A 26,581-nucleotide genomic window follows, 5' to 3' on the forward strand; every position below is an offset into this window, starting at 1 on the left:
ACGAACGACGAAGGGGCCGCCCGACCGGACGACCCCTTCGTGCGAACCCTGCGACTAGTTGTTGCCGCGGAGGATCGCGAGGATGCGGAGGATCTCGAGGTACAGCCAGACGACCGTGACCATGATGCCGAAGCCGCCCATCCAGCCGTACTGGCGGGGAGCGCCGTTGCGCACGCCCTGCTGGATCGAGTCGAAGTCGAGCACGAGCGAGTAGGCCGCCATGATGACGACGAGCACGCCGATGATGAGGCCGAGCGGGATGCCGAAGATCGTCGCGCTGCGCAGCCCGAACATCTGGTCGGCGGGGAAGACGTTGAACAGCATCAGGCCGACGTTCAGCAGGCTGAAGACGAGGTAGCCGATCATCGCGATCATGAAGACCTTGGTGGCCTTCTTCGACGCGCGCACCTTGCCGCTGGCGAAGAGCGCCAGGGTCACGCCGACGACGGCCAGGGTCGCCAGCGTCGCCTGGACGACGATGCCGGGCCACATGAACTCGAAGAACGCGGAGATCCCGCCGACGAACAGACCCTCGAACGCCGCATACACGAAGATCAGCGCGGGGCGGACCTTCTTGCGGGAGCCGAAGATGACGACCATCGAGAGCACGAAGCCGACGAGCGCACCGATGAGCATGGGGGCGACCGACGGGTTCGGGTTGGCCGTCGTGACGCCCGCCATCGTCCAGATCCACCCGGCGACGGCGCCGACGACGAGAACGGCGAACAGGGCGAGGGTCTTGTGGACGGTGTCCTCGACGGTCATGCGACCGGTCTCGACCGCGCCGGCGGGCGGGCCGGCGTACGCGCCCTCGAGGCGGGCCTCGGTGCCCACGTCCACCTTCTGCGAGGCGGGCGGGGGCGGAGTCAGGCCGATCCCCGCGGCGTTCGATCCGCCGGGGTAGGACTTCACGGCGCGCGGGTCTTGGAAGGCCGGATTGTTGAACGCGGGGTTGGACGAAGCCATCGGCTTGATCACACTCCAGGTATCGGGTGACGGCACGGTGCCGTCAACCCACGATATCCGAGTAATTCCGCGGGTGCGAAGCCGGCGGCTGTGAGTGAGCTTTGAGGCGCGGATGCGGTCGCCGCAGCGTGCGCCCGAGATGGTCCGCGCGGATACGCTGGGCGCGATGCCTCCCCTCGTGATCGGCCACCGCGGCGCTCCCGGCCACCTCCCCGAGCACACCCGCTCCTCGTACGACCTCGCGATCGCGAGCGGCGCGGATGCGGTGGAGCCCGACGTCGTGCCGACGAGGGACGGCGTGCTCGTCGTCCGGCACGAGAACGAGATCTCCGGGACGACCGATGTCGCGGATCGCCCGGAGTTCGCCCATCTGCGCCGGACCAAGCAGTTCGCCGGTCGCACGCAGACCGGGTGGTTCACCGAGGACTTCACCTGGGCGGAGCTCGCCACCCTCCGGTGCCGCGAGCGGCTGCCGCAGATCCGCGCGGCGAGCGCGGCGCACGACGGCGAGGAGCCGGTGCTCCGCCTCGTCGACCTGCTCAGGATCCTGGATGCGGCGCCCCGCCGCGTGGGGCTCGTGCTCGAGGTCAAGCACGCCGCGTACTTCGCCGCGATCGGCCTCGATCCCGTGCCGCTCATCGAGCGCGACCTCGTCGCGTCCGGATGGGCGGATGCGGCGGCGCCGCTGGTCGTCGAGTCGTTCGAGCCGACGGTGCTCGCCCGGCTGCGGGAGCGAGGGCTGCCGGGAACGTACATCCAGCTGGTGGAGGCGGACGGCGCCCCGGTCGATCTGCTGCTGAGCCGTGGCGCCGATGCGCCCACCTATCGTGAGATCGTGTCGCCGGCGGGCCTGGACCGTCTGGTCGGGCAGGTCGACGGCATCAGCCTGGACAAGAAGCTGATCCTCGCGCCGAACAAGCTCGGCCGGGTCACGGGACCGGCGCCCGTGGTCGCCGACGCGCGGTCGCGCGGCCTGCGGGTGTACACGTGGACCTGCCGGCCCGAGAACCGGTTCCTCGCCCGGCAGTTCCGCGCCGGGGGCGAGCCGGCGGCCTTCGGCGACTGGCAGGCGGAATGGGCGATCCTCCGCGACGCCGCCCTCGACGGCGTGTTCGTCGATCACCCCGACCTCGGGGTCGCGTTCTTCCGCTGAGCGGCGACGTGCGCTCCCCTCGCGGGCGGGTGCTTCCCCTCGCGGGTGTGCAGTGCATAGGGTGACCGAGTGACCTCACCCGGAATCGATGTCGTCGACGTGCGCCGTTCCTTCGGCTCGGTGGATGCGGTCCGGGGCATCACCCTGACGGCGCAGCCCGGCCGCGTGACCGGGCTGATCGGCCCGAACGGCGCAGGCAAGACGACGCTGCTGCTCATGCTCGCCTCGCTGCTGAGCCCGGATGCGGGCAGCATCCGGATCGCGGGCGTCGACCCGGTGTCCGACCCGGCGGGCGCGCGCCGCCTGCTCGGCTGGATGCCGGACGCGCTCGGCGCCTGGCCTGCGCTCACCGCCCGCGAGACCATCGCGGTGTCGGCGCGGCTGTACGGCATGACGAAGGCGGATGCGGCGGCCCGCGCCTCGGCTCTGCTGGCCCACGTGGGCCTCGCCGAGCTCGCCGACGCCCCGGCGCGGGTGCTCTCGCGCGGGCAGAAGCAACGGCTGGGGCTGGCCCGCGCGCTCGTGCACGACCCGCAGGTGCTGCTGCTCGACGAGCCCGCCTCGGGCCTCGACCCGCAGGCGCGGATCGACCTGCGCCGGCTGCTGCGCGGTTTCGCGGCCGCCGGGCGCACGGTGCTCGTCTCGAGTCACGTCCTGGCGGAGCTGGAGGAGCTCGTCGACGACGCGGTGTTCGTGGTCGCCGGACGCTCGGTGAGCGATCCGGGGGCGGCCGGCTCGTCGCAGCGTGCGCGACCCTGGCGCGTGCGCACGGCGGGGGAGCCCGCATCCGTCGTCACGATCGCGGGAGCGCTGGGACTGCGCCCCGACGACATCGCCCGTGACCGGGAGGCGTTCGTCGTCGCGTTCACGGGGGAGGACGCCGCGGCCCTCGGCCTGCGGGCGCTGATCGAGGCGGGGCTCCCGGTCGTCGAGTTCGCCCCCGCGGTGGGGCGCCTCGAGCAGGCGTTCCTCGACCTCGGCGGCTCGCCGGTGCCCGATCCCGTTCCGGACGTCGGGCGGACGGCTCCCGATCCCGCCCCTCCCGTGCCGGAGCCAAACCCTCCCGCGCCGGATCCCGGCGCCCCCGCCGACGGCGACCGCACACCCCCGGAGGGACGGGCATGAACCTCGCGCGGCTGTGGACGATCGTCACGCTCGAGCTGACCCAGCGGGTCCGCTCGGTCGCCTGGTACGTGCTGCTGGGGGTGTTCGCGGCGATCCTGCTGGGCGTGACCGCCCTGTCGTTCCTGGCGTTCTCGTGGATGGGCGGATCCGGACCGGGCGCCGGCGGCGCGATCTACTCGGTCATCGTCTACGTCGTGCTGCTGCTCGTCGTGCTCGTCTCGCCGACGGTCGCCGGGAACGCCGTGAACGGCGACCGCGACCAGGCGACGCTCGCCCCCGTGCAGGTGACGCTCGCGACCACGGGCGAGATCGTGCTGGGCAAGCTCGTCGCCGCCTGGGTCTCGGGGCTCGCGTTCCTCGCCGTCGCCGTGCCCTTCCTCGCCGTCGCGACGATCGCCGGGGGGCTTTCGCCGGCCGCGCTCGCCGTGTCGCTGCTCGTCCTCGTGATCGAGATCGGCGTCTTCGCGGCGATCGGGGTGGGGCTCAGCGCCCTGCTGGCCCGCCCGCTCTTCTCGATCGCGTCGACCTACCTCGTGGTCGCCGCCTTCGTGATCGGCACGCTCATCGTCTTCGGGCTCGGCGGCGCCGCGGTCCGCACCGAGGTCGAGTCCCATTCCCGGTACATCACCTACGAGGGAAGCGGCACCGACTACGCGTGCAGCGGATGGGAGACCTACACCTATGAGGTGCCGCGCTTCGACCGGGTCTGGTGGGTGCTCGCGGCCAACCCGTTCGTGATCATCGCCGATGCGACGCCGACCGCGTACGACGCCTACGGCAACCCGACGGACCTGTTCGGGCAGATCGCGTCGGGCGTGCGGATGGCGCAGGTCGTGCCCGAGACCGAGACCTGGTCCGACGGGTGCGCCGACGCCCAGGACTATCCGAGTGTGCGTGAGCAGACCGACGGGCTCCTGCCGAGCTGGTTCGTGGGGCTCGGGGTGCAGCTCGTCGTCGCGGGCCTGCTCCTGTGGGGCGGGTGGGCGCGCACCCGCACACCGGCCCGCAGGCTTCCGCCCGGCACCCGCGTGGCCTGAGACCCGGAGGCGGCGCACCGTGACCCCGCGGCATCCGTCACTCCGCGGCGGCCGTCTCCTCGGAAGCGCGACGATGAGCCCGTTCGATGGCAAGGTGGGCTCGTGAGCGAACCGACCTCGCCCTCTCCGCCGCCGACCGCGGACGGCCGCGTCCCCCGCTTCGCGTCCGACGTGGTGCGCCTGGGGCTGGCAACGACGGCCGGGACGGTGACGGCGTTCATCACCGCCGTCGTCATCCTGATCGCCCGCGACGGCGTCGTGCGGGTCGACATGGGCATCACCTGCATCTTCGCGTTCTCCGCCGCCTCGTCGATCGCCTACCTCGTGCACACCCTGCGCGTCTTCGGCCGGCTCGACGGCGACCGGCTGCGCGTCGTGCTCAACGGCTCGACCCCGCGCGGGCGATTCGGCAGGCTGGGGGCGATCGTCTCGGGCACCGGGCCCACGATCGCGGTGCAGTGGTCGATGATCGCCATCGCGGCCGTGCTCGTCTTCACGCTGTGGCCGGGCCTGCTGAAGGAGCCGGTCACCGTCTGGTTCAGCATCCTCGTCGTCGGAGCCTCGTGGACCGTGACGATCGTCGCGTACGCGGTGCACTACGCCCGCCTGGACGCGGCCCTGGGCGGACTCGACTTCCCCGACTCGGACACCCCTCGGGTCTTCGCGGACTACGTGTACCTCGCGGTGCAGGTCCAGACGACGTTCTCGACCTCCGACGTCTCGCTCGAGACCACGACGGCGCGCCGGCTCGTCACCGGTCACACCCTGGTGTCGTTCGCGTTCAACACCGTCATCATCGCCATGCTGATCACGGTGCTCTTCCTCGGCGGGTGAACCGGGCGCGGCTGCGTCGGCTCGTGCCTCGAGGCGCGCAGGACCCGTTCACCGGGTGAAGGCGCTGAGCCCGGTCAGCGCGCGGCCCACGATGAGCGTGTTCATCTCCCGGGTGCCCTCGAAGGTGTAGACCGCCTCGGCGTCCGCGAAGAACCGGATCACCCGATGGGGGAGCAGCAGCCCGTTGCCGCCCACGATCTCGCGCGCGAGCGCGACCGATTCGCGGAGCCGATCGGCGGCGATCAGCTTGAGCATGCTCGGTGAGACGTCGTCCGCGACCGGATGCGTGGTGGTCCTGACGGCCAGGGCGAGCGTCTGGGCGATGTTGGCGACCATCCGCACGAGCTTGTCCTGGACGAGCTGGAACCCGGCGATGGGCCGCCCGAACTGCTGCCGGACGGAGGCGTACTCGATCGCCGCCTCGTATGCGCCGAGCTGCATGCCGGCGGAGTTCCACACGATGTCCGGGCGCAGGGTGCGGAACGCCCGGTTGATGTCGTCGAACGACTCGATCCTCGCGAGGCGTCGCTCCTCGGCGACCTCGACGTCGACGAGCCGGATGTCGGCGTTGTGCACCGCCCGCAGCGCGGCCTTGTGCTCGATGACGGTCATCGAGATGCCCGCCGATGCCGACGGGACGACGAAGGCGAGGACGCGATCCGCCCCCTCCTCCCGCGCGACGACGAGGAGGTTGTCCGAGATGGTGGCGTTGCCGATCCATCGCTTGTGCCCGTTCAGCACCCAGCCCGACTCGGTGCGGCGCGCGGCGGTCGCGATGCCCCGTGCGATGTCCGATCCGTGATCCGGCTCGGTCAGGGCGAAACAGCCCGTCATGCGGAAGGCGACGATGTCGTCGTCCCAGGCGGCGACCTGCTCGGGCGACCCGCCCTCCCTCACGACGGTCCGGAACATCCCCACCTGACCGCCGTAGAGGATGGAGACCGCCAGGTCGGTGCGGGCGAGCTCCAGCGTCCGGAACCCCTCGTAGATCGCCCGGCATCGGCCGCTCCCGTCGATCACGGACGGGTCGTCGACGAGCCGCAGCTCCGCAAGCGGCGCGCGGATGTGAGCGGGCGTCTGGGCACTCTCCCACGCGTCCACGAGGATCGGCGCGACATGCCGGTCGAGGTGCGCGCGCAGGAGCGTCAGCTTGGCGCGCTCGGCCGCGGTGAGGTCGTCCGCGAAGCGCAGCAGATCCCCCGGATACTCGAGGGCACGCGGGTCGCCGGCGGTCATGCGGGCACCTCCTCGACGAGATCGAGGACTCCGAGCGCGTTCTCCTTGAGCACTCGCCGCTCGACGTCGTCGCCCAGCTCCAGCGCGGCGAAGTCGCGAAGCCAGCGGTCGGGGGCGATCACCGGGAAGTCGGAGCCGAAGAGCATCTTGTGGCGGAGATAGGTCCGCGTGGCCCGCACGAGGCTCTCGCTGAAGTACTTCGGCGACCATCCCGACAGATCGATGTAGACGTTGCTCTTGTGCGTCGCGATCGAGAGCGCCTCGTCCTGCCAGGGCACGCTCGGGTGGGCGAGGATGACGGTGAGATGCGGATGGCGCGCCGCCACGGTGTCGAGGAGGAGGGGGTTGGACAGACCGAGCCGCAGGCCGGAGCCGCCCGGCGTGCCGGCCCCCACGCCCGTCTGGCCGGTGTGGACGATGATCGGCAGGCCGCGCTCCTCGATCGCGGAGAAGAGCGGCACGTGCCGATCGTCGGAGGGGTCGAAGCTCTGCACCGTCGGGTGGAACTTGAAGCCGCGCACCCCGAGATCCTCGGCCTGTCTGTGCATCTCGTCTATCGCGGCTTCGCCCTGCAGCGGATCGACCGATCCGAAGGCGATGAGTGCATCGGGGTGGCGCCTGGCCCCCGCGACGATGTCGTCGATCCGGCTCGGCCCGTGGCCGAAGGCGGTCGTCGCGTCGACGGTGAAGACGACGGCCATCAGGTTGCGTTCCCGGTAGTACGCCGCGGTCTCGTCGACGGTGAGCGCGGTCTCCGACTTTCCGAAGTACGCGTCCATCGCGTCCAGCAGCTCGTCGGGCAGCGCTCGCCGCCCGCTGTCGTCGACCTCGATGTGCACGTGCGTGTCGATCCCGCGCAGACCCGCGGGAATGGTGATGGTCGGCATGGTCATGCTGTCTCCTTCGGGGCGCTCGACCCGGCCTGGACGTCGGCGCGCAACCGCACGAGGTCGATCTTTCCGTGCGGCGTCCGGTTCAGGCTCGGCCGGAGCGCGATGGTCCGCGGCTTCTTGTAGCCGGCGATGAGCGGATCGATGTGGGCGATGAGGTCCTCGACCGCCAAGCCGGGCTCGGGGGTGGCGACGACCGCTGCCACGATCTCGCCGAATCTCCGATCGGAGATCCCGAAGACGACCGCGTCGTCGACGAGGGGGTGGGACAGCAGCGCCTCCTCGACCTCCAGGGGATAGACCTTCTCGCCTCCCGTGTTGACGACCGAGCTTCCCCTCCCGAGCAGCTCGATGTGCAGGTCCTCCTCGACCCGCACCCAGTCGCCGGGGACGACGTGACGCCGCCCGCGGATGGTGGGGAACGTCTCCCGGGTCTTCGCCGTATCCCCGCGATACCCCTTCGGCATGGCGCCGCGCAGCGCGAGCAGCCCCCGGGCTCCGACCTCGTGCCGGACCTCCTCCAGATCCTCGTCGAGCACGGTCGCGTGCGGGAGCAGTCGCGGACGCCCCGGCAGGTCGCCCGGGCCGGTCGTCGTCGTGACGGCGAACGCGCCCGCCTCCGTGGAGGCGAGCATGTCGAAGATCTGAACGTCGGCGATCGCGTGCAGGCGCCGTTTGACGTCGGGGCTGAAACGCATTCCGGAGCTCAGGACGGAGGTCACTGTGCGAAGTCTCGTCGCCGTCCGCTCGGCGGCCTCCACGAGCGGGATCGTGACGGCGTCGCCGGCCACGATGAGCCTGGTGGCTCCCCACCGGTTCGCCAGCTCGACCGCCGCGTCCGCATCCAGCCGCGCGGAGGAGGTCGTGAGCACCGTCCCGCCCAGTGCGAGGGCGTTCATCGAGGCGAAGAGCGCGGTGCCGTGCATGAAGGGCGCGAGAGGGAGCGTGACCATGAACCGCTCGCTCGTGGCCGCCGCGATCCGGACGGCGTCGTCGAGATCTACGGGCTCGTCGAGGTCGCTGAGCCCGTAGATCGAGTACTTCTGCGCCTCGAACATGTCCCGCGCATCCCACATGGCCGCCTTCGGACGTCCGGTCGTGCCGCCCGTGTAGAGCCACAGCTCGCCATCGGGCGCGGTGGGCGGCAGCGGTGTCGCGCCCTCGACCGCGTCTTGCCACCGTGTGCCCGCCACGGGTGCTGCGGCGGCGTCGTCGACGGCGATGGCCTCGGGCTCGTCGCGAGCGAGGTCCATCGCCTCGGCGACGACGGCGTTCAGCGATGTCGGATGCACGATGGCACGTGCCCCGGAGTCGTCCAACAGGTCTGCGATCTCGGCGGCGCGGAATCGATAGTTGAAAGGCACCGGGACGAATCCGCCGGCGAGACAGGCGAAGAGCGTGATGATGAACTCCGGCCGGTTGTGGAGAAGGATCGCGACCGGATCGCCGACGGTCAGGCCGCGGGAGCGCAGGGTGCGAGCGAGCGAACCCGACTGCTGTGCGAGTCGCGCGTAGCTCCACTCCTCACCGCCCGCATCCCGGATGGCGATCCGTTCGGGGAGGGCGAGGGAGATCGCATGCCACACGTCGCTGTGCCGGCCGTGGAAGGTCATCGGTAGAGCCTCAGGACGAACTCCGCGACGCACGCCGGCTTCTCCGAGCCCTCCACGTCGAAGGTGACGGGCACCTCGAGCTGATAGCCGCCGTCGATCTCGACGACGGACGAGACGGTGCCTCGGATGCGGATGCGCGCGCCGACCGGCACGGGGGCGGGGAAGCGCACGCGGTTGAGACCGTAGTTGATCCCCATGCCCGCCCCGGTGACTTCGAAGACCTCGTCCAGCTGCGGGACGACGAGGCTCAGCGTCAGCAGGCCGTGCACGATGCGCTGCCCGAACGGTGTGCCCGCGGCGAAGTCCGCGTCCAGATGGATCGGGTTCGGATCCCCCGTGACGCGGGCGAACAGGTTCACCTCCTCCTGGGTCACGGTCCGCCAGGAGGAGGGGCCGAAGTCCGCGCCGTGCAGACCGGCCACCTCTGAGATCGGGACGGAGACCTTCTCGGAAACGTTCATGCCACTCCTTTGTGCTGATTCGTCGAGCGATCGAGCGTTCGCTTGGTCACCCATGATTACAGATATGCACGTATTGTGGCCAGATGTACGCCTGATGTACACTCGCCGAAGTCGGGTTCCAGAGCAGGTGTCCGATCCGGAGCTATTCAAGGAGGAGTAGTGAAACTCATGCACCGCCGCTGGGGAACGACCCTCGGGCTTGCGACCGCTGCACTCGTCGCCCTCACCGCATGCGCCCAGCCCGCCGCCGAGGCAGGCGACGATCCCGCCGAGGAGACGGTCACCCTCGAGGTGGGTGTCGTCCCCGTCGTGGACATCGCCGTTCTGTACCTGGGCATCGAGCAGGGCTACTTCGAGGACGAGGGCATCGAGCTCAACATCAACACCGGCAACAGCGGGGCGGAGATCATCGCCGCCGTCGCCTCGGGGCAGTACGACTTCGCGTTCACGGCGGTCCCGCTGGCCCTGCAGTTCCGCGAGAAGGGCCAGCCGGTGACGATCATCGCGCCCGGCACCGCGTCGACGGGCATCCCGGGCAAGGACGTGCACCACATCCAGGTGCGCGACGGCATCGAGCGTCCGAAGGACCTCGAGGGCAAGAAGGTGACGCTGAACGCGCGTGGCGGCCTCGCCGAGATGCTCGGCTCGCTCGCCGTCAGCGACGACGGAGGCGATCCGTCCCTCGTCGAATGGGTCGAGCTTCCGTTCGCACAGGGCTACACCGCCCTTCAGAACGGCGACGTCGACGCGATGGTCGGTCCCGAGCCGTTCTCGACCGCGCTCCAGGAGGAGGGGTTCGCGAGCATCTCCAGCCCGTACCAGATCCTCGCCCCCGAGCACTCGCTCGTGACGAGTGTCTGGTACACGATGCAGACGCAGATCGATGAGCGTCCGGAGCTCTTCGAGCGACTCCAGCACGCTCTGACGAGGTCCCTCGAGTATGCGGGAGCGAACCCGGAGGAGGTGCGTCGGATCACGCCCTCGTTCTCCGGCCTCAGCGAGGAGCAGGTCGCGAACATCGTGCTCCCGAACATCAAGCCGGACTTCCCGGTCGGCGACATCGACGACATCTGGTCGCCGGCGCTGGTCGAGTTCGGGCTGCTCGAGACGCCCATCGCCTACGACGAGGTCGTCTGGGATCAGGTCCCGCGTTGACGCCCTGACCGACCGATCGTCATGGTGCGCCCCGGACCCGAAGCCCGGGGCGCACCACCCCCCAGAGAGGAGCGCATGTGGCCGTTCTCGCCGCATCAGCACCCACGGTCCAGAGCCGCTCGTCCGTCCGCGCGACGCTGTGGCGGCTGAACTCGCTCACCGGAATCGCCGTCTTCGTCGCCGTATGGGAGATCCTGCCGCGGCTCGGAGCGATGAACCCGAGCCAGGTGCCCCCGTTCTCCGACGTGGTCGCCCGCCTCGGGCGGCTGCTGACCGAGGGGCAGTTCTGGTCGCTTCTCGGCTCGACGATGAGCACCTGGGCGATAGGCCTGGCCTACGCCGTCGTCCTCGGATTCGTCCTCGGGTTCCTGATCGGGGTCACCCCCGGCGCCCGCGACCTCACGCACACGACGATCGAGTTCCTCCGGCCCATCCCGTCGGTCGCGTTGATCCCGGTCGTCACGCTCATCTTCGGCCTCAAGGCGGAGGCGGGCATCGCGCTGATCACCTGGGCCGCGATGTGGCCGATCCTGCTGCAGACCCAGTACGGTCTGGACGACATCGACGTCGTCGCGAGGGACACCGCGCGCAGCTACCGGTTCGGTCCCCGGATGACGCTCGGCGAGCTGATCATCCCGACCCTGCTTCCGTACCTGTTCACCGGCCTGCGGCTCTCCGCAGCCATCGCCCTGGTCCTCGGCGTCACGGCGGAGATGGTCCTCGGCGTCAAAGGACTGGGCAACGAGATCATGCTCGCCCAGGGCGCCCTCGACACCCCCAAGCTGTACGCGCTCGTGCTCGTGATCGGCGTCATCGGAGTCCTCATCAACATCGCGACGCGCGGGGCGGAGAGACGCACGCTCCATTGGCACGCCTCCGTCCGGAACCTGGAGGCGATGTGATGACGACCACGACGCCCACCTCGACGACGCGGACCCGTCCCGCGGGGCAGACGACCCGACGTCTGTTCAACGCCGTCGCGCTGCCGCTGCTCCTGCTCACGATCTGGTGGTTCGCGAGCGCCGGATCCACGAGCCTCAACTTCCCCCCGCTCTCGGCGATCTTCGACGCGTTCGCGAAGATGTGGATCGGGCCCGGCTTCGTCGCGAACATCGTTCCGACCGTTGCGCGCATCGTCGGCGGCTTCCTCGTCGCCGTGGTGCTCGGGGTCGCTCTCGGCGTGGTGCTCGGGCTGAATGCGCGCATCCGGCAGGCCGTGGAGCCGCTCCTGGAGTTCTTCCGGGCGCTGCCGCCGCCGGTGCTCGTGCCGATCTTCATCATCTTCCTCGGGCTCGGCGACGACATGCGGATCGTGGTGATCGCCGTGGGGGCGATCTGGCCCATCCTGCTCAACACGGTCGAGGGCGTGAAGGGCTACGACCGGGTCCTGAGCGACACGTGCGCCTCCTTCGGCGTGCGCGGATGGCGCCGGATGACAGAGCTCATCCTGCCCTCGGCGCTTCCCCAGATCGTCGCGGGAATGCGGACGGCGCTGTCCATCGCGATCATCATGGCGATCATCAGCGAGATGTTCGGCGGCACCAATGGGGTGGGCCAGGCGATCATCTACGCCCAGCGACGCTTCGACACACCGGAGATGTGGAGCGGGGTGCTCGTCCTCGGCCTGATCGGCTCCGGGCTGGCACTGCTGTTCCGGATCTTCGAGCGCAGAGTCCTTTCCTGGTACGAGGGCCTCAAGGGCCTGGAGAAGAGGTAGATCCGATGTCCGAGAAGATCGTCGAGGTGGTCCACCTCACCAAGACCTACGAGTCGCGCGGTCGTCGCGTGGAAGCCATCGGTGATCTGGACTTCACCATCGAGCGGGGCGACTTCACCTGCATCGTCGGTCCGTCCGGGGCCGGCAAGACGACCCTGCTGAAGTGCCTGGCGGGGCTGCTCGCGCCGACGAGCGGATCGGTGGAGGTCCACGGCAAGCGGGTCACGGGGCCACCGGCGTCCATGGCCGTCGTCTTCCAGGAGTACGGTCGCAGCCTCTTTCCCTGGCGCACCGTGCGCGGCAACGTCGAGCTGCCGCTCAAGGCCAAAGGCCTCCCCGCGCGCGAACGGGCGGAGAAGGTCCAGCGGGCCCTCGAGTCCGTCGGGCTCGGCGATGTGGGCGACGCGTACCCGTGGCAGCTGTCGGGCGGGATGCAGCAGCGCGTGGCGATCGCGCGGGCCGTCGCATACGAGCCCGAGGTGCTCCTGATGGACGAGCCGTTCGCGGCCGTGGACGCGCAGACGCGAGCGGATCTCGAGGATCTCCTCCGTTCGCTGTGGCGGACGCTCGGCCTCACCGTGATCTTCGTCACCCACGACATCGAGGAGGCGGTGTACCTCGGCACGCGCGTGCTCGTGCTCTCCTCGTCGCCGACGTTCGTCCTCGACGACGTGCCGGTCACGATCGGTGCCGAGCGCAGCCAGGGCGAGACGCGCGTGACCGCGCAGTTCGGCGAGCTCCGCACGCGGGTCTACGACGGCATCCAGCAGGCGAAGGCGCACGCGAACCCGGCCGCGAAGGCGGAGCCGGGGTCGCTGTCCCGCAGCGCGGTGAGCCAGCGATGACCCTGCCGTACGAGTGGAGCGGGACCGAGGGGCGCCCGGTCCTGGTCCTCGTCAACTCGCTCGGCACCTCGCGTGCCATGTGGAGCTCTGCGATCGCAGAGCTCCAGGACGACTACCGCATCCTCTCGTCCGAGCTGCCGGGACACATCGGTGCGAGTCGGCCGTTCTCCTTCGGCTCCGTCGTGGACCGGACGCTCGAGCTGCTGGAGGAGACGGGCGTGTCCGCGGCGACGATGGCGGGGGTGTCCCTGGGCGGATCCATCGCCGTCGTCGTCGGCGCCCGCCGTCCCGACCTCGTGGGGCGCGTCGTCGCCGTCAACGCGCCCATCCGACAGGAGTCGCCCGAGTTCTGGCTCGCGCGCGCCGACCGGGTGCTCTCGCAGGGGATGGGCGCGATCGCCGAGGGCGCGTGGGAACGGTGGTTCCCCGAGCGCACGGCGTCCGCGCAGGCGGTGGTCGACACGCTCGCGTCGCTCGATCCGACCGGCTACGCGGAGGCGTGCCGGGCGATCGCCGACCTCGACATCGCCGACGAGGCGCGCGTGCTCGACGTGCCGGCGCTGATCGTGGCTGCGGACGACGACGCCTCGGTCCCACCGAGCAACTCGGTCGCCCTGGCCGCCGCGATCGACGATTCGACGCTCTGGCGCGTCGGAGTGGGCGGGCACCTGCTGCCCGTCCGTCGTCCGCGTCTGTTCGCGCAGCTCGTCGACGCATTCGTCCGCTCGCGGGAGATCTGACGCCGTGGCCGGGAGTGCGACGGACGGGTCTACGGGCTCGCGGTGCGCCGGAGCGCGTGCGGATGCCGCGTCCGCACGCCGCGCGGCCGTGACGACGAGGGGAACGGATGCCGAATGAATGAGCGAGCAGCGCTGCGGAGCAACTTCCCGCCCGACTCGATGAGGGGCCTCACGCGCCGCGCGGAGTGGGCGTCGCTGGGCATACCGGCCTCGGAGCTCTCCAAGCCGAAGGTCGCGATCGTCAACGCCTCGAACGACCTCGCCGCGTGCTACGCGCACCTCGACGACATCGTGCCGGTGCTCAAGGAGCATCTTCGCGAGGCCGGTGCGCTGCCGTTCGAGATCCGCACGTCGGTGGCCTCGGACTTCATCACCTCCGTCGGCAAGGCGGGACGCTACATCCTGCCCACTCGAGACCTGATGGTGCAGGACATCGAGGTCGTGGTCGAAGGCGCACAGCTGGACGCCATGATCTGTCTCAGCTCGTGCGACAAGACCACCCCCGCACACCTCATGGCGGCGGGTCGGCTGAACGTCCCGACGATCATCGTGCCGTGCGGCTACCAGCACAGCGGACTCGCCGACCACGGCGGCGCCGACATCGAGGACGTCTTCCTCAACTCCTCCTTCCACGCGTACTCGGGCACCTCGCAGAGCGAGATGGAGAGGATGGCGGACGAGGCGATCCTCGGTCCCGGCGTCTGCTCGGGCCTCGCCACGGCGAACTCCATGCACATCGTCGCCGAGGTCCTGGGCATGGCCGTCGCGGGCGCCGCGCCGGTCCGCGCGACCAGCGACCGCATGTGGGACTCCGTGCGACGCTCCGCGTACGCCCTGGTGGAGGCGATCCACCGGGACATCCGCCCGCGCGACGTGATCACCGGATCGTCGATCCGCAACGCCGTCGTGACGATGCTGGCCATCGGCGGCTCGATCAACACGATCAAGCACCTCCAGGCGATCGCCATCGAAGCCGGTGTCGAGGTCGACGTGTGGGAGCTCTATCGCAGCCTCGGCCGCGAGATCCCGCTGATCGCCTCGGTGCGTCCCAACGGGCCGGCACTGATCGAGGAGTTCGAGGACGCGGGCGGCGCCGCGACGATCCAGCGCGAGCTGCTCCCGTATCTCGACGCGGATGCGCCGACCGTGACCGGGGACACGATCGGCGAGCGGGCCGCCACGGCGCCGACGGCCGACGGCACCGTGATCCGCTCCGTCGCCGACCCGTTCGCCACCACGCCGTCGATCGTCGTCGTGAAGGGGACCCTGGCCGAGGAGGGCGCCGTGGTCAAGCGGCCGATCCCCGATCCGGGGCCGTACGTCTTCACCGGCCCGGCCAAGATCTTCCACACTCGGGAAGAGGGCATCGAGGCCATCGCGAACGGAACGATCCGCGAGGGAGACGTGATCGTGCTGCGGGGCGTCGGGCTCGTCGGCGGGCCGGGAATGGGCTTCGTGTCCGCCCTGATCTTCGCCATCACCGCCGCCGGCCTCGCCGGCAAGGTCGCGATGGTCACGGACGGCCAGTTCAGCGGCCTCGCCAACACGGGGATCGTCGTCGGCGAAGTGTCGCCCGAGGCCGCCACGGGAGGCACGATCGGGCTGCTCGAGGACGACGATCGGATCCGGATCGACCTGGCCGAGGGGCGGGTGGACGTGCTCGTCGATCCGGAGACGCTCGCGGCGCGCCCGCCCTTCGTCCCGGTCGCCGGCGCGGAGATCGGCGGCTATCTCGACGTCTACCGCGCCGCCGTGCAGCCCCTGGCCTGCGGTGCGGTGCTCTGCGACCGAAAAGGGACCCCACTGTGTTCTCGACGCGACGAGGACGCACACGTGAAAGGAGCTGCTCGATGAGCAGTAGTCGGAAGATCATCGAACCGAGCCGCACCACGCCCGTCGTCGGCGAGTACGACGTCGTCGTCGTCGGAGGGGGGCCCGCGGGTCTCATGTCGGCGATCGCCGCCGCGAGCGGGGGCCTGTCCACCCTGCTCGTCGAGCGCTACGGGTTTCTCGGCGGCGCCGGAACGATGGGCGGGCTGAGCACGTTCTGCGGTCTCCACGCACGAGTCCACGGCGACGACAGGCGCGTCGTACGCGGCTTCACGGACGAGCTGCTGGACCGGCTCGACACCGCGGGCGGACTCAGCGCCCCGCATCTCACGATCGAGGATCGGATCCTCGCGCAGGCCTTCGACATCTCGGTCTACAAGAAGATCGCCGACGAGATCGTGCTCGACCACGGCGGCACCATCCTCTTCCATGCGACCGCGGTCGGCGTCTCGATGGCCGCGGACGACCGCATCGACGCGGTGATCGTCGAGTCCAAGTCCGGGCGCCAGGCGATCCGCGGACGCATCTTCATCGACGGCTCCGGGGACGCCGATCTCGCAGCCTGGTCGGGAGCGCCGTACGAGGTCTCGGAGAGCCTGCTCTACCCGTCGCTGATGTTCCGTATCAACAACGTCGATCCCGTACGGGCCGGGCAGGCCTGGAAGAGCATCGCGCGGCTCATGGACGAGGCCGAGGCGGCGGGAACGCACCGTTTCCCCCGCAAGAAGCCGCTCGTGCGTCCGCAGCGCAACCCCATCGAGTGGCGCTCCAACATCACCCAGCTCAGCAACGAGGACGGCGCGCCGATCGACGGCACGAACGTGCTCGAGCTCACCCACGGCGAGATCGAGGGGCGCCGACAGTCGTTCGACGCCTTCGATTTCATCCGACGCAACCAGGTCGGATTCGAGGACGCCTACATCGTGGATCTCGCGCCGCAGATCGGCGTGCGCGAGACGCGGCGCATCGTCGGCCCCTACCAGCTCACCGAGGACGACATCCTCGACTGCGTCGACTTCGAGGACACCATCGGCGTCAACGGCTGGCCGGTCGAGGCGCACGTCGAAGGGGACGTCGTGTTCCGGTTCCCCCACCTCGCGGACACCCGCGGATTCAACCAGATGCCGTTTCGCACGATCGTGCCCCAGCGGATCGCCAACCTCTACGTCGTCGGCCGCTGCGCCTCGATGACGCAGTGGGGACAGTCATCCGCCCGTGTCACCGGCGGGTGCTTCGTGATGGGCCAGGCCGCCGGCACCGCGGCGGCCATCGCCCTTCACGACGACGTCGCCGTCGGGGACATCGACGTCGCGGAGCTCCAGCGCCGTCTCGACGCCGACGGTGCGTATCTGGGCACCGACCTCGCGCCGGACGTCGTGCGCGCGTCCGCCGCCATATCCACAGGAGCGTGAATCGAATGACGACCATCCAACGACCGAGCACCTCTCCGGACCTGACTCTGCGTCGACACCGACCGCGGACCCGACCGGCGGGAACGGTTCTGCTCACCGACGAGGAGCTGTCGATGACCGAGGGCGACCAGGGGCCGGCGGTCGCCGGCGCGATGGATCTGCTCATCCGGTACGGAGACATCCTCGGCGCAGAACGCCTCGTCGAGACCAACAACGTATGTGGCGCGAGCATCTACGGTCCCCGCCACAGTCGTGTCCTCGGCACGACCGATCCGGACACGCTGTTCTCGGAGTTCTCGCTCGACCTCCGCAGTCCCGTGCCGATCACGCCGGCCGCGGCCCACTCCTGTCAGCTGATCGGCCCGCGCGACCACGAGAACTGGGAACTGCAGGGTCTCAGCGCGCAGACGAACGACGAGATCACCCGGAGCGAGCGGTATCTCGCCTCGATCGGGGTCTCGATCCTCAACACCTGCACGCCCTACCAGGTGGGGAACGTCCCCGGCCGGGGCGAGCACTGCGCATGGATGGAGTCCTCCGCGGTGCCGTACATCAACTCGCTCCTCGGCGCCCGCACCAACACGGAGGGCCGCGAGTCGACCGCCGCGGCGATGCTCACCGCGCGCATCCCCTACGCCGGCCTCCATCTCACCGAGAACCGCTACGCGACCCATCTGGTGCGCACCGCGGTGCCGATCTCGACGATGTTCGAGTGGAGCGTCTTCGGGTACTGGATGGGATGGCACCTCCGCGACCAGATCCCGGTCATCGAGGGGATCACCGGACCCGTCGACCCCATCGCTCTCAAGCAGTTCGGTGCCGCGATGAACTCGTCCGGCGACGTGGAGCTCTATCACATGCCCGGCGTCACCGCGGAGGCGACGAGCGTCGATCACGCCCTGAACGGGATAAGACCCGAGGACGCCCTCGTCTTCGAGGCCCGCGATTTCGACGCGGTCGTCGAGCACCTCAACTCGACCGCGACCGGCGACGACATCGACTTCGTGATGATCGGCTGCCCGCACGCGAACCTCGACCAGGTACGCGAGGTCGCCCGGCTGCTGGACGGTCGGCGGATCAAGGACGGGGTGACGTTCTGGATCTTCACACCGAGCGCCCTTCGCGAGGTCGCGCGCCGCAGCGGGTGGGTCGACGTCATCGAGAGGGCGGGGGGACGCGTCATGGCCGACACCTGCCCCGCGATCGGTCAGTTCGTCCCTCCCGGAGCGAAGCGATTCGCGACCGACTCGGCCAAGCAGGTGCACTACCTGCCGCAGATCATGGGCACGGAGGGTCGCTTCGGGACGACCGAGGCGTGCGTCGAGGCGGCGCTCACCGGCAGGTGGGTCGCGTGAGCGTCACGTTCCGCGGGCGGGCGCTGATCGACGGAGAGGCCAGGGGAGAGGTGCTCCGCTGCACCAGCGAGATCCCCGGGTGGGGCGGCGTCGATCCCAAGACGGGCGCCATCGTGGAGAAGGGGCATCCGCAGTTCGGCCAGAGCATGGCCGGCCGGATCCTCGTCATCCCCGGCGCGAAGGGAGCATCCGGATGGTCGGGTCAGTTCCACATCGCGAAGCTCAACGGCATGGCCCCGCTCGCCGTCATCACCGAGAGCATCAACACGAAGCTCGCGCTCGGCCTGACCGTTCTCGGTGTCCCGGCACTGATCGATCTGCCGGATGCCGCCCTGACCGCGTTGCAGACCGGTCGGACCGCGGCGATCGCCGGTAACGTCCTGACCGTCGAGGAATGAGGGAGAACCCCATGGAGAAGCTGCTGACGGGGAGGCGTGTCCTCGTGACCGGAGCCGCGAGCGGAATCGGTCTCGCGTATGCGCGGTCGTCCGCCCGCGAGGGGGCGGACCTCGTGCTCGTCGACCGCGACGACGTCCGGCTCGAGGAGCAGGCCGTCGCGCTGCGGGAGCACGGAGCGACGGTCGAGACCTTCGTGTGCGACATCGCGGACGCCGAACAGGTCGACCGGGTGTGGGCGGAGATCGACGAGGGCGGGGCCGTCGACGGGGCGTTCCTGAACGCGGGCGTCAACGGGACCGCCCCGATCCGGACGGTGGAGGGGGAGCTCGACCACGCCTCGCGAGAGCTGTGGCACCGTGTCATCGGCATCAACCTCGACGGCTTCTTCTTCACGCTCCAGCGCACCGCGGCCCTGATGAAACCCCGTGGACGCGGGCAGATCGTGGTCACGGGGTCGACGTCCGGCATCCGCGCCGAACCGCTGATCGGATACGCGTACGTGGCGTCGAAGGCGGCGGTGCACGCGGTCGCCAGGCAGGCCTCGCTCGAGCTGGCGAAGTACGGGATCCGCATCAACGTGATCGCACCGGGCTCGTTCCGCACGAACATCGCGGGTCCCGCCCCGGCGCCCCCGGAGAAGGCGGCGGTCTGGAACGCCGGGATCCCGCTGGGCCGTCACGGAGAGCCGCCCGAGCTCGAGGCCCTGGCGGCCCTTCTCATCTCCGATCGATCGTCGTTCATGACCGGCGGCGTCTACGTCGTGGACGGAGGGGCCTCGGTGCTCACGCAGGTGACGATGGAAGGAATGCAGGTCTCGTAGACCACGTGGGCCCCCCGCCCACGCGACTCAGTCCCTCGTGCACGCCGCGCGGGAGCCGCCCGTACGGATTGCCGAGCTGATAGACCCTCGCGACCTCGTCGGCCGCGGTCCGGAGGACGGAGACGATCGCCACGAGGTCGTCCTGCGTCTTGCGCGCGGTCGATGACGTCATCCCCATCGCCGCGAACGTCGCCGTCTCGATCTGGATGGGCACCGCGAGGGAGATGACCCCGGCCTCCAGCTCCTCGACGCTGAGCGCGTACCCGCGCTCCCGGGCCTCGATCGCGCGGTCTCGGATACGCGCCGGGTCGGTCATCGTCTGCGGAGTGATGGACGAGAAGCCGCCCGCATCGAGGTAGTCGTCGAGCTCCGCGTCGCTCAGCGCTCCGAGCAGCACCGTGCCCAGGGCCGTCGCATAGGCGGGCAGACGCGTCCCGACGCGGATCGTGTCGGGCACGATCCGATGGACCTCGGCCCGTGCGACCTGGACGACATCCCCCCGGTCGAAGACGCTGACGGTGCAGGTCTCCGCGATGGAGTCGGCGAGCTCGTGGAGGAACGGCTGGCTGATCTCGGGAAGGGACGACTCGATGAAATAGCCCGAGCCGATCTCGAGGACCCTTGGCGTCAGCGTCCAGGTCGAGCCGGTCTGGGTGGTGTACCCGAGGTACTCGAGGGTCAGGAGCATGCGGCGGACGGTCGGACGCGACAGCTCGACCGACTCCGCGATCTCGGCGACGCTCAGCGGACGGCGCTCGCGTGAGAACGCGCGGAGCACCAGCAGACCACGCTCAAGGCTCTGGACGACGTCACGGCCTGAGTGCCACGTTGAAGCCACGAGCCACCTCGAATTACCTAGTTCGGGCACATGCCCACCCGGTGAAACTTTAGCGGAAGATCCCCTCCGCGATCCTGGGCCAGGGCACGCGGTGTCGCATCGGGTCACACGCGGGGAGGACGCGGAGAGCGCGGGGGCTCGATGACGGTGCACTCGGCGAGCCGGTCGAGCGCGGGCGTCTCGCGGCTGCGTCGGCGGCCGACCCGTCGGCTGTTGCGAACGCGGAGGACCCGGCCCTTCGGAAGTGGACGCGACGGCGGGAGTCGAACCCGCAACGCTTCCGGGTATGAACCGGAGCCCGGGACCACCCGGATCGCCGCGATGCATCGACGGTAACCCGCATCCAGGACGGCGTCGAGCGCGGTGTCAGTACGTTGCCGGGTGTGAACGGATGTGACGCCGAGCGGGGACGAAGGCGGGCGCGGACGGCGTGAGCCGCCGGCTCTGTCCGTGCTGTCCCCTCGGTCGTCGGACCCGTGGGGCCCATGTTGCCTGCGGCACCCCGATGCGGCACCGAACCCGTATTCCGCCCGACGACTGAGGGCGCTGTCTCGTGTCTGGTCGCCGCGCGTCCCGCTCCGGGCCGGGGCTGCGGATCGTCAGCCTTCCGGCGTGCGCAGCGACAGGAAGCTCCGCCGGCGCCAGAGGACGAAGCCGAGCTTCTCGTACGCGCGGATGGCGTTCACGTTGTCGGCCGCCGCGTGCAGGAGCGCGCGGTCGCCGCGCTCCTGGATGTGGAAGGCGACGTCCAGGACCAGACGCGACGCGATGCCCTGGCGGCGGTACTCGGGGTCGGTCGACACGGCGCTGATCTCGGTCCAGCCGCTCGGACGCAGCCGCTCGCCGGCCATCGCGATCAGGCGTCCGTCCCGGCGGATCCCGACGTACCGGCCGAGCTCGTGGGTGCGCGGCAAGAACGGGCCGGGCTTGTTGCGCTCCACGAGCGCCAGCATCTCCGGCACGTCGTCGGCGCCGAGCACGACCGCCTCGGGGTCGGGCGTCGGGCGCAGCAGGTCGGTCTCCACGAGCTGGACGCCGCTGCCGCGCCAGAGCGCATCCCAGCCGGGCGGCAGCTCCGGGTCCGCGCCCGAGACCACGAGCTCGGCGTTCGGTCCGACGACCGACAGGATCGAGTCCCACACGCTCGGCTCGTCCCAGGAGCGCACCGCGATGAACGGGGCGACGTCGGGCTGATAGCGGCGCACGTGGTCGTCGCCGATCGCGAACCGCGCGTGCGGGCCGTCGAGGGCGTGCCACGGGGCGTTGTCGAGGAGGTCGATGTCGTGTGAGGAGAGGACGGGCTGGCTCATGATGGTGTCCCGGCGGTCGCGTGATGGATGCTCCGATCCTTCTGCCTCGCGGCGGCAGACGGATGCAGGATGAACTCCTGTTACTTCATGGCTCGTCCCGTCGGCGCGACGCGCCCGCCCGGATGTCGGCGGTCCTGCCTAGACTTGACGGGCAATGACCGACGCATCCACACCCCTCATCGTCGGCGGCGATCGCGGACCCGGCGCGGCCTCGGCCGCACGACCCGACGAAGACCTCCTCGACGGACTCAACCCGCCCCAGCGCGAGGCCGTGACCTATCGCGGTCCGGCGCTGCTCATCGTCGCGGGCGCGGGGTCGGGCAAGACCCGGGTGCTCACCCACCGCATCGCCTCTCTCCTGCGCGGACGCGAGGCCTGGCCGAGCCAGATCCTCGCGATCACGTTCACGAACAAGGCCGCGGGCGAGATGCGCGAGCGCGTCACACAGCTCGTCGGCGAGAGCGCGCGAGGGATGTGGATCTCCACCTTCCACTCGGCGTGCGTGCGGATCCTCCGGCGCGAGGCACAGCAGTTCGGTTTCACGAGCTCCTTCACGATCTACGACTCGGGCGACTCCCGCGCGCTCATCAAACGACTGGTGAAAGAGCACGAGGCGGATGCCTTCGGCCTCACCCCGGCAGCCGTTCAGGGCCGGATCTCGAAGCTCAAGAACGAGCTGGCCGACGCCGAGTCCTACGCGCGGCAGGCGAACCTGAGCGACCCGGCCGAGCGGATCTTCGTCGAGATCTTCGGCGACTACCAGCGCGCGCTGCAGCGCGCGAACGCCTTCGACTTCGACGACCTGATCGGCCAGACGGTCTACCTGTTCCGAGCGTTCCCGCAGGTCGCCGACGTGTACCGCCGTCGGTTCCGGCACATCCTCGTCGACGAGTATCAGGACACGAACCACGCTCAGTACGCGCTGATCCACGAGCTCACCCGGCCCGTCACGGGGGCGGCATCCGAACCGTATTCCGCCGGCGGCATGATGATCTTCGAACCCGAGCAGGCGCCCGAGCTCGAGGGGGCGTCGCTCACCGTCGTCGGCGACTCCGACCAGTCGATCTACGCGTTCCGCGGCGCCGACATCCGCAACATCAGCGAGTTCGAACGCGACTTCCCCGGCGCGCGGGTCGTGCTGCTCGAGCAGAACTACCGCTCCACCCAGAACATCCTCTCCGCCGCGAACGCGGTCATCAGCAACAACTTCGACCGCCAGGACAAGAAGCTCTGGACCGACGTCGGCGCGGGCGATCCGATCGTCGGGTTCACCGGCTACTCGCAGCACGACGAGGCGCAGTTCGTCGCCGACGAGATCGAGAAGCTGCGCGGCAGCGGCGTCGCCTACTCCGACGTCGCGGTGTTCTACCGCACCAACTCGCAGTCCCGCGCGCTGGAGGAGATCTTCATCCGCTCGGCGCTGCCCTACAAGATCATGGGCGGCACGAAGTTCTACGAGCGCGCCGAGATCAAGGACGCCCTCGCCTACCTCGTCGCCGTGGCGAACCCCGCCGACGAGATGGCGGTGCGCCGCATCCTGAACAAGCCCAAGCGCGGGATCGGCGACGTCACCGCGACCGCCATCGCCCGCTTCGCCGAGGACAACGAGATCAGCTTCCGCGAGGCGCTCGGGGAATCCGCCACGCTCGGCCTCGGCCCCAAGGTGCAGGCCGCGATCGCGCAGCTCGACCGCGTCCTCGTCGAGGCGACCGCGATCATGCTGCCCGCGTCGGGCGAGCTCGCCCCGCCCACCGCCGTCGCCGAAGGACTCACGCTGCTGCTGCAGAGGAGTGGGTACCTCGACGCCCTGCGAGCGAGTCGCGACCCGCAGGACGAGGCGCGACTGGAGAACCTCGACGAGCTCGTCGCCGTCGCGCGGGAGTTCGCGCGCAACAACCCCGAGGGCACGATCATCGACTTCCTCACCGAGGTCGCGCTCGTCGCCGACGCCGACGACCTCGACGACGCGTCCGGCTCGGTGTCGCTCATGACCATGCACACCGCGAAGGGTCTCGAGTTCGACTCGGTGTTCCTCACCGGCGTCGAAGAGGATCTCATCCCGCATCGCATCTCGGCGGGCGAGCCCGGCGGGCCGTCCGAGGAGCGACGGCTGTTCTACGTCGGCGTGACCCGTGCGCGCAGGCACCTGTACCTGACCCTCGCGATGACCCGCGCGCAGTTCGGCGAGGTGACCGTCGCGATGCCGAGCAGGTTCCTGCAGGAGATCCCCGCCGAGCTCATCGACTGGCGCCAGTCGCCGGGCGACGTCAACTCGCGCGGCGGCACCGGCTCGCGCGCGCTCAACGCGCGACGGCCCGGCGGGGGATGGGGCGGCGCGCGCCGCGACGACCCGCCCGCGCTCGCACCTCGCTCGACCTCGCTCGACCGGTTCCCGAACAAGATCCCGGCGAAGGTCCGTGACAACAGCGGTCTCGAGCTCGCAGCCGGCGACCGCATCCGTCATGACGATTTCGGGGAGGGACGCATCGACGCCGTCACCGGCGAGGGCGCGAAACGGATCGCGCACGTGCGCTTCGACTCCGCGGGGGCGAAGAAGCTGCTCATCAAGATCGCTCCGATCGAGAAGCTCTGACCGCCGCGTAGGCTGGCACGATGGCCCTGTTCTCGCGCCGCCCGAAGAAGTCCGACGACGATGCCGCCGCCGACGAGGCGCTGCGCGACACGACCTTGCCCTCGAGCGGGACGACGGATGCCGCAGCCCTCGCGCCGGAGGCCGCCGACGAACCGGTCCCGCACGTCTCGATCTCGATGTCGACCTACGGCAAGCCCGGCTCGGGCGCGCCCGCAGGCGTCGCCGATCCGGACGGCGAGGCCCCGGGCGCCCCTGCGGCGCCAGCCGCGGGCGCTGCGTCGGCGGATGCCGCGTCCGGTGCGGGTGCCGCAGTCGCGGGTGCCGCATCCGCATCCGGTACCGCCCCGGCATCCGGTACCGCGCCCGCCCGCCCGGCGCACCTCGCGTCTCCCGCCGCCGAGGCGTCGACCCGTGTCGAGACAGTCCCGGGTCTTCGCGACAACGTGCTGCTGCGCGACGCGCTCGCGGCGCTGCCGACGCAGGCGCAGCCGATCGAGATGATCAACGTCGCCCGCCAGCTGCTGCAGGGTCACGTCTTCATCCGGGTACAGGGCGACGCCCGTGAGCTGCTCGCGCAGGGCAAGAGCCTGCCGACCTCCATGGTGACCTTCAAGGACGAGAAGTACATGCTCGTGTACTCGGGCGGGAAGGGGCTGCAGGATGCCGTCCGCGCCGACGGCGACACCGGCACCTCCGCCCTCGCGCAGCCCGTCGTCGGGCTGCTGCGCCAGGTCGCCGCAGGTCCGATGGGCGGTGTCGCCGTCGATCACGCCTCGCGGCCGGGCTCCGCCCTCCTCCCCAAGCAGCTCATCGAGAAGGCGCTGTCCGACCTCGATCCCGAGCTCCGGATCAAGACGCTCCTGGCCGCACCCCGTACTCCCGAGGTCGCGGGGCAGATCGCCGAGGCGCTCACGGTCGTGCCGTTGTGGATCGCGGCGCGCCGCACCGACGAGGGGCAGGTGGGCATCGCCGAGCTGCGCACCGCCGACGGCACACGGCTGCTCGAGATCTTCTCCCACCCGCTCGAGCTCCTCGCGCTCGGACGCGGCGACCAGCCGGTCAGGGTCGACGCCGCGCAGCTCGCGAAGGCGCTGCGCGGCGACACCGGTCTGTCCGGCGTCGTGGTCGACCCGGCAGGACCCTGGATCCGCCTCACCCGCGACCAGCTGCATCCGCTGCTCATCGTCGGCACCTGAGCCGGCGCCGCCGACGGGCTATCGGATGCAGCGGCCCCGCCCTAGGGTCGGACCATGGCGTCCGAGCGCATCATGATGACGGTCCCCGGCCCCCACGGCGACCGAGAGGTCGCGCTCTCGAGCCCGGGCCGCGAGGTGTGGCCGGAGGCCGGCATCACGAAGCACGAGCTCGCCGAGTACGTGCTGGCCGTCGCGGAGCCGTTCCTGCGGGCGAACGGCGACCGGCCCGTCTCGCTCGAGCGATTCCGGGACGGCGTCGACGGCGAGAGCTTCTTCTCGAAGAACCCGCCCAAAGGCGCGCCCGACTTCGTCGACGCCGTCACCGTGACCTACAACAGCGGGCGCCGTCATCCGCAGGTCGTGCTCACCGAGCCCGCGGCGATCCTCTGGGCCGTGCAGATGAACACGGTCGTGTTCCATCCGTGGGCCTCGCTCGCCGCCGATCCCGACCGTCCGGTCGAGCTGCGGATCGACCTCGACCCGCAGCCGGGCACGGACTTCGCGGACGCGGCGGCGATCGCCCCGCTCATGCGCGACGTGCTGAGCGAGGCGGGGCTCGACTCATGGATCAAGACCAGCGGCAACCGCGGCATCCACCTGTTCTGCCCGATCGAGCCGACGCACGAGTTCCTCGACGTGCGGCACGCCGTGATCGCGGCCGGACGCGAGCTCGCGCGACGCGAGCCGCAGCGGGTGACGATGGACTGGTGGAAGGAGGAGCGCGGCGAGCGCGTCTTCATCGACTTCAACCAGGCCAATCGCGACCGCACGATGGCGGGCGCCTACAGCCCGCGGTCGTTGCCGGCCGCGACCGTGTCGACCCCGATCGCGTGGGACGAGCTGCCGGACGTCGACCCGGCGGCGTTCACCGTGCGCAGCATCCCCGAGCGTCTGCGCACGGTCGACGATCCATGGACGGACTTCGCCGCGAGGCCGGGGCGGATCGACACGCTGCTCGAGTGGTGGGAGCGCGATCTCGCCGACGGGCTCGGCGAGCTGCCCTTCCCTCCGGACTTCCCCAAGATGCCCGGCGAGCCCCCGCGCGCTGTCCCTTAT

The 26,581-nt window shown here is 70.3% G+C and carries 24 protein-coding genes and 1 tRNA gene; 17 read left to right on the forward strand and 8 right to left on the reverse strand.

Annotated features, from left to right (window positions below):
* Positions 1 to 54 precede the first annotated feature (54 nt).
* Positions 55 to 966, reverse strand: a complete 912-nt coding sequence (locus tag GVL03_RS13895; RefSeq protein ID WP_159501602.1) for a Bax inhibitor-1/YccA family protein — start codon at positions 964 to 966, stop codon at positions 55 to 57.
* A 166-nt stretch (positions 967 to 1,132) separates the two neighbouring features.
* Between GVL03_RS13895 and GVL03_RS13900 the strand changes: the two genes are divergently transcribed.
* The 4 genes from GVL03_RS13900 (at position 1,133) to GVL03_RS13915 (ending at position 5,115) form a co-directional block, all read left to right on the forward strand.
* Positions 1,133 to 2,119, forward strand: coding sequence for a glycerophosphodiester phosphodiesterase family protein (locus tag GVL03_RS13900; protein WP_159501603.1), 987 nt, complete (start codon positions 1,133 to 1,135; stop codon positions 2,117 to 2,119).
* A 69-nt stretch (positions 2,120 to 2,188) separates the two neighbouring features.
* Positions 2,189 to 3,244 carry an ABC transporter ATP-binding protein gene (locus tag GVL03_RS13905; protein WP_159501604.1) on the forward strand — a complete coding sequence of 352 codons (1,056 nt, stop codon included), beginning with the start codon at positions 2,189 to 2,191 and terminating at the stop codon, positions 3,242 to 3,244.
* Complete coding sequence (locus GVL03_RS13910) at positions 3,241 to 4,281, forward strand: ABC transporter permease (RefSeq protein ID WP_159501605.1); 1,041 nt, start codon at positions 3,241 to 3,243, stop codon at positions 4,279 to 4,281. The genes GVL03_RS13905 and GVL03_RS13910 overlap by 4 nt, the downstream gene beginning before the upstream one ends.
* A 102-nt stretch (positions 4,282 to 4,383) precedes the next feature.
* Positions 4,384 to 5,115 carry a DUF1345 domain-containing protein gene (locus GVL03_RS13915; protein WP_159501606.1) on the forward strand — a complete coding sequence of 244 codons (732 nt, stop codon included), beginning with the start codon at positions 4,384 to 4,386 and terminating at the stop codon, positions 5,113 to 5,115.
* Positions 5,116 to 5,163: 48 nt separating this feature from the next.
* On the opposite strand, the gene GVL03_RS13920 is transcribed toward GVL03_RS13915, so the two are convergent.
* From GVL03_RS13920 to GVL03_RS13935, 4 genes are read right to left on the reverse strand one after another with little or no spacing between them, the layout of a single operon-like run.
* A complete protein-coding gene (locus GVL03_RS13920) occupies positions 5,164 to 6,351 on the reverse strand; it encodes an acyl-CoA dehydrogenase family protein (protein ID WP_159501607.1) in 1,188 nt (395 codons plus the stop codon).
* Entirely contained in the window at positions 6,348 to 7,244 is an 897-nt protein-coding gene (locus GVL03_RS13925; protein WP_159501608.1) for an amidohydrolase family protein, read from the reverse strand. The genes GVL03_RS13920 and GVL03_RS13925 overlap by 4 nt, the downstream gene beginning before the upstream one ends.
* Positions 7,241 to 8,854 (reverse strand): AMP-binding protein, encoded by a 1,614-nt coding sequence (locus tag GVL03_RS13930; RefSeq protein WP_159501609.1) that lies wholly within the window; start codon positions 8,852 to 8,854, stop codon positions 7,241 to 7,243. The genes GVL03_RS13925 and GVL03_RS13930 overlap by 4 nt, the downstream gene beginning before the upstream one ends.
* Complete coding sequence (locus tag GVL03_RS13935) at positions 8,851 to 9,315, reverse strand: MaoC family dehydratase (protein WP_159501610.1); 465 nt, start codon at positions 9,313 to 9,315, stop codon at positions 8,851 to 8,853. Before GVL03_RS13935 ends, GVL03_RS13930 begins: the two co-directional genes overlap by 4 nt.
* Positions 9,316 to 9,483: 168 nt before the next feature.
* Here GVL03_RS13935 and GVL03_RS13940 point away from each other — a divergent pair, with 168 nt between their 5' ends.
* From GVL03_RS13940 to GVL03_RS13985, 10 genes are all read left to right on the forward strand, one after another.
* Entirely contained in the window at positions 9,484 to 10,470 is a 987-nt protein-coding gene (locus GVL03_RS13940) for an ABC transporter substrate-binding protein (protein ID WP_235038176.1), read from the forward strand.
* Between the two features lie 77 nt (positions 10,471 to 10,547).
* Complete coding sequence (locus GVL03_RS13945) at positions 10,548 to 11,372, forward strand: ABC transporter permease (RefSeq protein WP_200847183.1); 825 nt, start codon at positions 10,548 to 10,550, stop codon at positions 11,370 to 11,372.
* Positions 11,372 to 12,187 carry an ABC transporter permease gene (locus GVL03_RS13950; protein ID WP_159501612.1) on the forward strand — a complete coding sequence of 272 codons (816 nt, stop codon included), beginning with the start codon at positions 11,372 to 11,374 and terminating at the stop codon, positions 12,185 to 12,187. The genes GVL03_RS13945 and GVL03_RS13950 overlap by 1 nt, the downstream gene beginning before the upstream one ends.
* 5 nt (positions 12,188 to 12,192) lie before the next feature.
* Positions 12,193 to 13,032, forward strand: a complete 840-nt coding sequence (locus tag GVL03_RS13955) for an ABC transporter ATP-binding protein (protein ID WP_159501613.1) — start codon at positions 12,193 to 12,195, stop codon at positions 13,030 to 13,032.
* A complete protein-coding gene (locus GVL03_RS13960; protein ID WP_159501614.1) occupies positions 13,029 to 13,772 on the forward strand; it encodes an alpha/beta fold hydrolase in 744 nt (247 codons plus the stop codon). The genes GVL03_RS13955 and GVL03_RS13960 overlap by 4 nt, the downstream gene beginning before the upstream one ends.
* Before the next feature lie 114 nt (positions 13,773 to 13,886).
* On the forward strand, positions 13,887 to 15,626 hold the full coding sequence (locus tag GVL03_RS13965; RefSeq protein ID WP_159501615.1) for a dihydroxy-acid dehydratase: 1,740 nt from the start codon (positions 13,887 to 13,889) through the stop codon (positions 15,624 to 15,626).
* Complete coding sequence (locus GVL03_RS13970; protein WP_159501616.1) at positions 15,623 to 17,014, forward strand: FAD-dependent oxidoreductase; 1,392 nt, start codon at positions 15,623 to 15,625, stop codon at positions 17,012 to 17,014. Before GVL03_RS13965 ends, GVL03_RS13970 begins: the two co-directional genes overlap by 4 nt.
* A 5-nt stretch (positions 17,015 to 17,019) precedes the next feature.
* Complete coding sequence (locus GVL03_RS13975; protein ID WP_159501617.1) at positions 17,020 to 18,369, forward strand: aconitase X catalytic domain-containing protein; 1,350 nt, start codon at positions 17,020 to 17,022, stop codon at positions 18,367 to 18,369.
* The gene (locus GVL03_RS13980) at positions 18,366 to 18,767 is read left to right on the forward strand and encodes an aconitase X swivel domain-containing protein (RefSeq protein ID WP_159501618.1); all 402 of its coding nucleotides are present in this window, start codon (positions 18,366 to 18,368) and stop codon (positions 18,765 to 18,767) included. Before GVL03_RS13975 ends, GVL03_RS13980 begins: the two co-directional genes overlap by 4 nt.
* Positions 18,768 to 18,778: 11 nt before the next feature.
* Positions 18,779 to 19,588, forward strand: coding sequence for an SDR family NAD(P)-dependent oxidoreductase (locus GVL03_RS13985; RefSeq protein ID WP_159501619.1), 810 nt, complete (start codon positions 18,779 to 18,781; stop codon positions 19,586 to 19,588).
* On the opposite strand, the gene GVL03_RS13990 is transcribed toward GVL03_RS13985, so the two are convergent.
* The 3 genes from GVL03_RS13990 to GVL03_RS14000 all read right to left on the reverse strand — a co-directional run bounded on the left by GVL03_RS13990 (position 19,551) and on the right by GVL03_RS14000 (position 21,736).
* Entirely contained in the window at positions 19,551 to 20,426 is an 876-nt protein-coding gene (locus tag GVL03_RS13990) for an IclR family transcriptional regulator C-terminal domain-containing protein (protein ID WP_159501620.1), read from the reverse strand. The genes GVL03_RS13985 and GVL03_RS13990 overlap by 38 nt on opposite strands.
* 245 nt (positions 20,427 to 20,671) lie before the next feature.
* Positions 20,672 to 20,747, reverse strand: a tRNA-Met gene (locus GVL03_RS13995).
* Positions 20,748 to 21,025: 278 nt separating this feature from the next.
* Positions 21,026 to 21,736, reverse strand: a complete 711-nt coding sequence (locus tag GVL03_RS14000; RefSeq protein ID WP_159501621.1) for a GNAT family N-acetyltransferase — start codon at positions 21,734 to 21,736, stop codon at positions 21,026 to 21,028.
* A gap of 154 nt (positions 21,737 to 21,890) precedes the next feature.
* Here GVL03_RS14000 and GVL03_RS14005 point away from each other — a divergent pair, with 154 nt between their 5' ends.
* The 3 genes from GVL03_RS14005 to ligD form a co-directional block, all read left to right on the forward strand.
* Positions 21,891 to 24,329 (forward strand): ATP-dependent helicase, encoded by a 2,439-nt coding sequence (locus GVL03_RS14005; RefSeq protein WP_159501622.1) that lies wholly within the window; start codon positions 21,891 to 21,893, stop codon positions 24,327 to 24,329.
* Positions 24,330 to 24,349: 20 nt separating this feature from the next.
* Complete coding sequence (locus GVL03_RS14010; protein ID WP_159501623.1) at positions 24,350 to 25,525, forward strand: SseB family protein; 1,176 nt, start codon at positions 24,350 to 24,352, stop codon at positions 25,523 to 25,525.
* A gap of 54 nt (positions 25,526 to 25,579) precedes the next feature.
* Positions 25,580 to 26,581 (forward strand): non-homologous end-joining DNA ligase (ligD, locus tag GVL03_RS14015; protein ID WP_159501624.1); only part of this gene is annotated, 1,002 nt, incomplete at its 3' end.

The organism is Microbacterium sp. 18062 (genome assembly GCF_902706225.1).
GTDB lineage: Bacteria > Actinomycetota > Actinomycetes > Actinomycetales > Microbacteriaceae > Microbacterium.

What these genes read in the sequence shown, in the direction of transcription:
- GVL03_RS13895 (WP_159501602.1), bottom strand. Translation starts at nt 966, where the DNA reads ATGGCTTCGTCCAACCCCGCGTTCAACAATCCGGCCTTCCAAGACCCG.
- GVL03_RS13900 (WP_159501603.1), top strand. Translation starts at nt 1,133, where the DNA reads ATGCCTCCCCTCGTGATCGGCCACCGCGGCGCTCCCGGCCACCTCCCC.
- GVL03_RS13910 (WP_159501605.1), top strand. Translation starts at nt 3,241, where the DNA reads ATGAACCTCGCGCGGCTGTGGACGATCGTCACGCTCGAGCTGACCCAG.
- GVL03_RS13920 (WP_159501607.1), bottom strand. Translation starts at nt 6,351, where the DNA reads ATGACCGCCGGCGACCCGCGTGCCCTCGAGTATCCGGGGGATCTGCTG.
- GVL03_RS13925 (WP_159501608.1), bottom strand. Translation starts at nt 7,244, where the DNA reads ATGACCATGCCGACCATCACCATTCCCGCGGGTCTGCGCGGGATCGAC.
- GVL03_RS13930 (WP_159501609.1), bottom strand. Translation starts at nt 8,854, where the DNA reads ATGACCTTCCACGGCCGGCACAGCGACGTGTGGCATGCGATCTCCCTC.
- GVL03_RS13935 (WP_159501610.1), bottom strand. Translation starts at nt 9,315, where the DNA reads ATGAACGTTTCCGAGAAGGTCTCCGTCCCGATCTCAGAGGTGGCCGGT.
- GVL03_RS13940 (WP_235038176.1), top strand. Translation starts at nt 9,484, where the DNA reads ATGCACCGCCGCTGGGGAACGACCCTCGGGCTTGCGACCGCTGCACTC.
- GVL03_RS13950 (WP_159501612.1), top strand. Translation starts at nt 11,372, where the DNA reads ATGACGACCACGACGCCCACCTCGACGACGCGGACCCGTCCCGCGGGG.
- GVL03_RS13955 (WP_159501613.1), top strand. Translation starts at nt 12,193, where the DNA reads ATGTCCGAGAAGATCGTCGAGGTGGTCCACCTCACCAAGACCTACGAG.
- GVL03_RS13960 (WP_159501614.1), top strand. Translation starts at nt 13,029, where the DNA reads ATGACCCTGCCGTACGAGTGGAGCGGGACCGAGGGGCGCCCGGTCCTG.
- GVL03_RS13965 (WP_159501615.1), top strand. Translation starts at nt 13,887, where the DNA reads ATGAATGAGCGAGCAGCGCTGCGGAGCAACTTCCCGCCCGACTCGATG.
- GVL03_RS13970 (WP_159501616.1), top strand. Translation starts at nt 15,623, where the DNA reads ATGAGCAGTAGTCGGAAGATCATCGAACCGAGCCGCACCACGCCCGTC.
- GVL03_RS13975 (WP_159501617.1), top strand. Translation starts at nt 17,020, where the DNA reads ATGACGACCATCCAACGACCGAGCACCTCTCCGGACCTGACTCTGCGT.
- GVL03_RS13985 (WP_159501619.1), top strand. Translation starts at nt 18,779, where the DNA reads ATGGAGAAGCTGCTGACGGGGAGGCGTGTCCTCGTGACCGGAGCCGCG.
- GVL03_RS14000 (WP_159501621.1), bottom strand. Translation starts at nt 21,736, where the DNA reads ATGAGCCAGCCCGTCCTCTCCTCACACGACATCGACCTCCTCGACAAC.
- GVL03_RS14005 (WP_159501622.1), top strand. Translation starts at nt 21,891, where the DNA reads ATGACCGACGCATCCACACCCCTCATCGTCGGCGGCGATCGCGGACCC.
- GVL03_RS14010 (WP_159501623.1), top strand. Translation starts at nt 24,350, where the DNA reads ATGGCCCTGTTCTCGCGCCGCCCGAAGAAGTCCGACGACGATGCCGCC.